This is a genomic window from Bradyrhizobium sp. (assembly GCF_030654605.1).
In the GTDB taxonomy this organism is placed as follows: Bacteria; Pseudomonadota; Alphaproteobacteria; order Rhizobiales; family Xanthobacteraceae; genus Bradyrhizobium.
In genome coordinates, this window is the sequence record NZ_JAURXB010000096.1 from 1 (window position 1) to 6818 (window position 6818).

8 protein-coding genes are annotated in these 6818 nt (G+C 64.4%); 2 read left to right on the forward strand and 6 right to left on the reverse strand.

Translation table 11 applies throughout. The annotated features are described in order from the left end of the window. Positions 1-69 precede the first annotated feature (69 nt). Positions 70-984 carry an alpha/beta fold hydrolase gene (locus Q7U29_RS10135; protein WP_304740955.1) on the forward strand — a complete coding sequence of 305 codons (915 nt, stop codon included), beginning with the start codon at positions 70-72 and terminating at the stop codon, positions 982-984. Here Q7U29_RS10135 and Q7U29_RS10140 read toward each other — a convergent pair. After that, complete coding sequence (locus tag Q7U29_RS10140; protein ID WP_304740957.1) at positions 970-1737, reverse strand: class I SAM-dependent methyltransferase; 768 nt, start codon at positions 1735-1737, stop codon at positions 970-972. The two genes, Q7U29_RS10135 and Q7U29_RS10140, sit on opposite strands and share 15 nt — an antisense overlap. Before the next feature lie 113 nt (positions 1738-1850). Here Q7U29_RS10140 and Q7U29_RS10145 point away from each other — a divergent pair, with 113 nt between their 5' ends. Beyond that, a complete protein-coding gene (locus tag Q7U29_RS10145) occupies positions 1851-2156 on the forward strand; it encodes a helix-turn-helix domain-containing protein (protein ID WP_304740959.1) in 306 nt (101 codons plus the stop codon). 55 nt (positions 2157-2211) lie between these two features. Here Q7U29_RS10145 and Q7U29_RS10150 read toward each other — a convergent pair whose 3' ends face one another. The 5 genes from Q7U29_RS10150 to Q7U29_RS10170 all read right to left on the reverse strand — a co-directional run. Further along, positions 2212-2745: an NADH-quinone oxidoreductase subunit B family protein gene (locus Q7U29_RS10150; protein ID WP_304740961.1), complete on the reverse strand. Its 534-nt coding sequence runs from the start codon at positions 2743-2745 to the stop codon at positions 2212-2214. A 2-nt stretch (positions 2746-2747) separates the two neighbouring features. Next, positions 2748-4259, reverse strand: coding sequence for an NADH-quinone oxidoreductase subunit C (locus tag Q7U29_RS10155; protein WP_304740963.1), 1512 nt, complete (start codon positions 4257-4259; stop codon positions 2748-2750). Between the two features lie 19 nt (positions 4260-4278). After that, positions 4279-5730: a hydrogenase 4 subunit F gene (locus Q7U29_RS10160; protein ID WP_304740965.1), complete on the reverse strand. Its 1452-nt coding sequence runs from the start codon at positions 5728-5730 to the stop codon at positions 4279-4281. After that, positions 5727-6389, reverse strand: a complete 663-nt coding sequence (locus Q7U29_RS10165; RefSeq protein WP_304740969.1) for a hydrogenase-4 component E — start codon at positions 6387-6389, stop codon at positions 5727-5729. The genes Q7U29_RS10160 and Q7U29_RS10165 overlap by 4 nt, the downstream gene beginning before the upstream one ends. A 5-nt stretch (positions 6390-6394) precedes the next feature. Further along, positions 6395-6818, reverse strand: a 424-nt coding sequence (locus tag Q7U29_RS10170) for an NADH-quinone oxidoreductase subunit H (protein WP_304740967.1), incomplete at its 5' end; no start/stop codon positions are given.

Below are 6818 nucleotides of genomic sequence, written 5' to 3' on the forward strand. Positions count from 1 at the left end.
GCGCCATCCGCCGAATTCCGCATTCCGGAATGCTGGACCTGCGCGCCACCAGCCTCTATCTAGGCCGTCATGAACCCTTTACCGGACGCGCCGCAGGCGCGCTTCTACCAGTCCCACGGACTTCGGCTGCACTACACCGACTGGGGCAACGCATCGGCGCCGCCGCTGTTGCTGGTCCATGGCGGCCTCGATCACTCCCGCAGCTGGGACCATGTGGCGCAGGCGTTGCGGGCGAATTTTCACGTCATCGCGCCCGATTTGCGCGGTCATGGCGATTCCGAGTGGGCAAAAGGCAGCAGCTACAGCCTGGCCGATCACGTCTACGATCTGGCCTGCCTGGTGAAGTCCGAAGGCCTGGAAAACCTCGCTATCGTCGGCCACTCGATGGGCGGCATGGTCAGCCTGACCTTTGCCGGAGCGTTTCCGGAAAAACTAGCGCGGCTGGTCGTGCTCGACGGTGTGACCAATTTTCCGGCGCGACGGGTGAAGCCGATCGATATCAGGATCGCGGACTGGGTCGGTGATCTCGACAAGACGGCGCAACGGAAGACCCAGCGCTATGCGTCGGTGGCCGATGGCGCCGATCGCATGTCGGGGCGCAATGCGCGGCTGACCCGCGAGCAGGCGATGCATCTCGCCACCCATGCCCTGAAACAGAATGCCGACGGCGGCTACAGCTGGAAGTTCGATCCGTATCTGCGCGCCCGCGCGCCGTACCGGCTGTCGCTGGAAGACAACATCGCGCTGTGGTCGCGCATTACCTGTCCGACGCTGCTGGTGGCCGGCAGCGAGAGTTTCTTGCCCGATCCCCAAACCGCCGGCGTGCTCGGGTATTTCAGGCAGGCTGAACTGGTGAAGATCGAGGGCGCCGGGCACTGGGTGCAGCACGACAAGCCGGCCGAGATCATCGACGCGCTCAAAACGTTCCTTGAGGCGCCGGTGACGGGCGAAGCGGCGATCCTCGGACCGTCACCCGTTGCGTGATCCGAACGCCAGATCGCGGCTGCGCAGCCGGCCGCGGCGGATCGACCATCGCTCCTGATTGTGTTGCATGGCTTCGCTCAGCGTCGCACGCGGGTTCAACTGCCGTTCCGGCAGGCAGGCGATGATGGCATTGCGGTCCTCGATGCCCTGTTCGTCGACGATCCAGACCCGCATGCTCTCGCCGGCGAGCCGCGCCGCGATACGGTCGGGCAGCGGATCGATGTCGTTCATGACCGTCACATTCATCACGATGCGGCCGCCCGGCGCCAGCCTGGCGCGGATCGCATCGCAGGTTTCGACATCGAATTCCTCGTTGAAGCGAAAACCCGGGCCGCCGATATCGATGGCGATGCCGTCGTAAAGCACGTCGTCCTGAAAGATGAATTTACGGAAATCGGACACCATGCAGTGGAGATCGTCGGGCAGCCCGAAGAACTTCTGCGCGATCACGAAGCTGATCGGGTTGTTGTCGACGATGGTCAGCTGTTTTCCCAGCCGGGCCAGCCGCGTGGCAAGGTTGCCGCCGCCACATCCGAGCACCAGGATGCTGGCAGACCGGTGCAGCAGCTCATCCATCAGCTTCACATAGGTGAAGACGCTCTCGCCGTCGGGTGTCGCCTGGCTCTGCCGAACGCCTTCCTCAAAATAGATCCGGGTGCCATCCCACGAGCATTCGACGATCTCGATCTCGCCGCTTCTTCCCTGATAACGTCCCAACAGCCGCACAGCCGATTCCTTATCGAGTTCATGCATCAAATAGCATGCGGCGACGCTCGCCTGCATGATATACTGCACCCGTAAATCGATGCTTGAAGCAGTAATTTATATGTTATAAACATTATCTGGCCGAAACCGGAGCGACCCTCATGATTACCGCCAATCAACTCAGGGCCGCGCGCGCGCTCCTGAACATCGATCAGCGGCAAACCGCGGATCTGGCGGGCCTTTCGGTGCCGACGATCCAGCGCATGGAAGCCAGCGCCGGCGTCATCCGCGCCAATGTCGATTCGCTGATGAAACTGATTTCCGCGCTCGAGAATGCCGGCATCGAGTTGATCGGTCCGGGAGTTGCGAGCGCCACCGGCGGCCGCGGCGTCCGCCTCCGCGAGCACGTTGCAAAACCGAAGACGGTCCGGCCACCGAAAGCGCGCGCGCTGGAGCGGGCGCGATAAGGTCGCGGCCCCCGCATCGACGATCGCTCTCCATAGCGGCAGCTGGCATATATGTTCAAGGCGTAACGGCATTGCTGTCAACCCGTTCGAGCAGCGCGAGGAGACCCCGCAGCATGGCCGTCGGCGTCGGCGGACAGCCGGGGATGTGCAGATCGACCGGGATCACGCCGGCGACGCCGCCGACCACCGCATAACTGCCGGCGAAACAGCCGCCGTCGCGGCCGCAATCTCCGACCGCGACCACCCATTTCGGGTTGGGTGTCGCATGCCAGGTGCGCTCCAGCGCCTCGCGCATGTTTCTGGTCACGGGCCCGGTTACCATCAAAACGTCGGCATGGCGCGGCGACGCCACGAATTTGAGGCCGAAGCGCTCGACGTCGTAATAGGCGTTGTTGAGCGCGTGGATTTCCAGTTCGCATCCATTGCAGGACCCGGCGTCGATCTCGCGGATCGAGAGACTGCGGCCGAGCCGCCGCCGCGCCGCGCGGCCGACCGCGCCTGCAAGTTCGGTCACCGCGGCGTCATCAGGCAATGGCGGCAGTTCGGTGAACGGCCGGCGAAACAGGCTTTCGAACAGCAATTTGCGCATCGCTAGAGATCCTGGCCCGAATAGGAACAGTTGAACGACTTGTTGCAGAGCGGAAAATCCGCGACGATGTTGTTCTCGATCACGGCTTCCAGCAGCGGCCATTGAAACCATGAGGGGTCGCGCAAATGGCAGCGCTCGATCAGGCCGTCCCTGAGGCGGAGCCAGACCAGCACGTCGCCGCGAAAGCCCTCGACGATGGCCATGCCTTCGCGCGTCTCGCGCCGGTGCGCCGCATGGGTGCCGAGCGGGCCCTGCGGCAGCCGGCTCAATATCTGGTCGATCAGGGCAAGCGACTGTTCGACCTCGCGCACGCGAATCCAGACCCGGGCATTGACGTCGCCCTCGTTCAGCACCGGTACCTCGAAGCGCAGGCTGTCATAGGGCGGATAGGCGAGGGCGCGGCGCGCATCGAACGACCGGCCGGAGGCGCGGCCGATGGTGCCGCCGGCGGCGTACTGTCTCGCCAATGCCGGCGTGAGTATGCCGGTATCGACGGTGCGGTCCTGCAACGATGCGGTGTTGTCGTATAATTCGATCAGGGCCGGGAAGCGTAGCCGGATGTTGTTCAGCACGGTCTGGATGGCTTCGGTCCCTTGCTCGCTGATGTCGCGGGTGACGCCGCCGGGCACGATAACGTCCCGCAGCAGCCGATGGCCGAACGCGCTGTGCGATGCGCGCAGCACGCTCTCGCGCAGCACGCTGCAATGGGCGTGCATCAGGCTGAAGGAGGCGTCGTTGCAGATCGCGCCGATGTCGCCGAGATGGTTGGCGAGCCGCTCGAGTTCGGCCATTAAAGCGCGCAGCCACACCGCGCGATCGGGCACCACCAGATGCAACGCCGCCTCGGCCGCGCGCGAAAATGCGTAGGCATAGGCGACGGTGCTGTCTCCGGAGACGCGTCCGGCAAGCGTCGCGGCGCGCTCGAGACTGGCGCCCGACATCAGCCCCTCGATCCCCTTGTGGGTATATCCCAGCCGCTGCTCCAGCCGGACCACGGTCTCGCCGCTGGCGGTAAAGCGGAAGTGGCCAGGCTCGATGATGCCCGCATGTACCGGACCGACCGCGATCTGGTGCATGCCATGGCCCTCCGCAGCCAGGAAGCGATAAGGTGCGGCCTTCGGCGGCGCGTCGATGCGGTCTCCGAGCGGAAAGCGAACGCCCCATTGATCGTGATCGAGCCAGGGGCGGGGATCGGGCAGGTCTTCCGCCGCCAGGCCGAACAGGTCGCGGATGCTGCGCTCCAGCCGGAGCGCCGGCGGGTGGTGCAGGCCGACCGAAGGATAGACGCGATCGGGGCAATCCAGGCTGACGACGGCGATCCCGGCGGTCTGGCCGTCGATGATTGCCATGTGCACCGCCGACGGCTCGCCCCAGAGACCGAGCAGGCTCCAGCGGCCATGCGCCAGTTCGCTCATGGCAAAATTCCAGACGGGCGCATCGACTACGGCGCGCGGCCACGGGCCGTGATGCGCCACGCCGCGGCCCTCCAGCATGAGATCGATCAGCGACGGCATATCCGGTTAATCCTTTGGACTATCCAAGCAGGCGAGCGACATTCTGGAACCAGGCCACGAGCGGTGCGGGAAGATAGATGCCCGCAACCAGCACCAGCGCGAGATGGGCGAACATCGGAACGTAGGAAGCCTCGGCCGGTGCCGAGCTGCCGCGCGGCCGGCCGAATGCGACGCTGGTCAGCCGCAGCAGCAAGGCGCCGAACGCCAGCAGGATCCCGAATACCAGCACGATCGCAAGCAGCGGCTGCCGCGCAAAGGTGGAGGTCACCACCAGAAACTCGCTCATGAAGATGCCGAGCGGCGGCAACCCGGCGATCGCGGCGACGCCGACCACCAGGCCCCAGCCGAGCGCCGGATGCGTTACCGTCAGGCCGCGGATCCGGTGGATCCGCTGCGTGCCCTTGATCTGCGAGATGTGGCCGACCGCAAAGAAGATCGCCGACTTGGTCAGGCTGTGCATCACCATGTGCAGCAACCCTGCAAAATTGGCGAGCGGGCCGCCCATGCCGAAGGCAAAGACGATGATGCCCATGTGCTCGATCGAGGAATAGGCGAACAGCCGCTTGATGTCGCGCCGTCGGTACAGCATGAACGCCGCGAACACCACCGAGACCAGCCCCATCGTCACCATCAGCGGGCCGGGCGCAATCGCAGCCGGATTGGCGGCGAGCAGGATCTTGAAGCGCAGCAGCGCATAGAGCGCCACGTTCAGCAGCAGGCCGGACAGCACGGCCGAGATCGGCGTCGGACCTTCGGCATGGGCGTCGGGCAGCCAGGCATGCAGCGGCGCCAGGCCGACCTTGGTGCCGTAGCCGAGAAACAGGAACACGAAGGCGACGTTGAGCAAGGCCGGGTCGAATTTTGCGGCATGCTCGATCAGCAGCGTCCAGATCATGCCGTCCTGGCCTTCGCCGACCACCGGTCGCGCCGCCATGTAGACCAGGATGGTGCCGAACAGCGCGAGCGCGATGCCGACGCTGCCGAGGATAAAATATTTCCACGCCGCTTCCAGCGCGGCATGGGTGCGGTAGATGCCGACCATCAGCACCGTGGACAGCGTGGCGATTTCCACTGCGACCCACATCAGTCCGATATTGTTCGACACGAATGCCAGGTTCATGCCGAACATCATGATCTGGTACATGGCGTGGTAGAAACGCAAGTAAGTCGGGGTCAGCCGGCCGGTATCGAGTTCGTGGGCGATGTAGCTGGCTGAGAAGATGCTGGTGGTGAAACCGACGAAGGTGTTGAGCACGATGAAGACGATGTTGAGATCGTCGACCAGCACGTAGGGCCCGGGCGGCGGGCGGTCGATCGCGAACAATGAAAGCGCGGCGAGAAATGTCGCCAGACTGGCGACCACGTTGAGGCGCGCGGTCAATCGGTAGCCGGGAAGTGCGGCCAATAGCGCTGCCGCGCCGATCGGAATCAGCAGGACGGCCGTGACCGGATCGAAGGAAGCCGGATTCATCGCCGCTCGCCCCTGAAGTCGTCGAGGGCGGAGACGTCGACGGAATCGAAGCGTTCGCGGATCCGGAACAGGAAGATGCCGATCACGATGAAGGCGATCAGGATCGAGAACGCCACGCTGATCTCGACCACCAGCGGCATGCCCTTGGCGCCGGTCGCCGCCAGCACCAGCCCGTTCTCGAGCGACATGAACCCGACCACCTGGCTGACGGCGTTGCGGCGCGTCACCATGACGAGCAACCCGAGCAGCACCACCGACAGCGCGAAGGCGAGATCCTCGCGCGCCAGCGGGTCGGCGTCGGCGGTCACCCGCAGCATCAGCACCATCGAGAGCGCGACCAGGCCCATTCCGGCCAGCATGGTCATGCCAATTCCCACCGCCGATTCGATGTCGCGGTGAATGCCGAGCTGCTTGACGATGCGGTGTAGTCCCACCGGAATCACGATCGCCTTGAACACCAGCGCGATGACCGCGGTGACGTAGAGATGCGGTGCGTCCTGGATGTAGGCCTGCCAGGCGACGGACAGCGCCAGCACCAGGGCATGCAGGGCGAACACGTTGAGCAGCGAATAGAGCCGGTCCTGGTACAGCATCATGAAGCTGATCAGCACGAGGCCGCCGGCCAGCGTATGGGAGACGTCGAAGGCGAGGCTGTGCATCTGCATCAGAAGCTCCTTGACACGAACAGCAGGAGCGTCCCGAGCAGGCCCAGCATCAGGGCCGCCCCGAGAAACTGCGGAACGCGAAACACCCGCATCTTTGCCGTGGCGGTCTCGAACAGCGCCAGCAGCAAACCGGCGACCGCGAGCTTGACGACATAGGCGGCGGCGCCGACCGCGTAGGCAAGCGCTCCGGTGCCGAACAATGCGATCTTCCACGGAAAGAACACGCAGGCGATCAGCGAGACATAGAGCAGCAGTTTCAGGAACGCTCCGAATTCGATCATTGCGAGATGGCGTCCGGAATATTCCAGCACCATCGCCTCATGCACCATGGTGAGTTCGAGGTGCGTGGCCGGATTGTCGACCGGGATACGCGCATTCTCGGCCAGCGCCACCATGAACAGCGCGATAATCGCCATGCCCAGC

Coding starts and splice junctions, on each gene's coding strand:
- Q7U29_RS10135 (WP_304740955.1), top strand. CDS start 70: ATGAACCCTTTACCGGACGCGCCGCAGGCGCGCTTCTACCAGTCCCAC.
- Q7U29_RS10140 (WP_304740957.1), bottom strand. CDS start 1,737: ATGCATGAACTCGATAAGGAATCGGCTGTGCGGCTGTTGGGACGTTAT.
- Q7U29_RS10145 (WP_304740959.1), top strand. CDS start 1,851: ATGATTACCGCCAATCAACTCAGGGCCGCGCGCGCGCTCCTGAACATC.
- Q7U29_RS10150 (WP_304740961.1), bottom strand. CDS start 2,745: ATGCGCAAATTGCTGTTCGAAAGCCTGTTTCGCCGGCCGTTCACCGAA.
- Q7U29_RS10155 (WP_304740963.1), bottom strand. CDS start 4,259: ATGCCGTCGCTGATCGATCTCATGCTGGAGGGCCGCGGCGTGGCGCAT.
- Q7U29_RS10160 (WP_304740965.1), bottom strand. CDS start 5,730: ATGAATCCGGCTTCCTTCGATCCGGTCACGGCCGTCCTGCTGATTCCG.
- Q7U29_RS10165 (WP_304740969.1), bottom strand. CDS start 6,389: ATGCACAGCCTCGCCTTCGACGTCTCCCATACGCTGGCCGGCGGCCTC.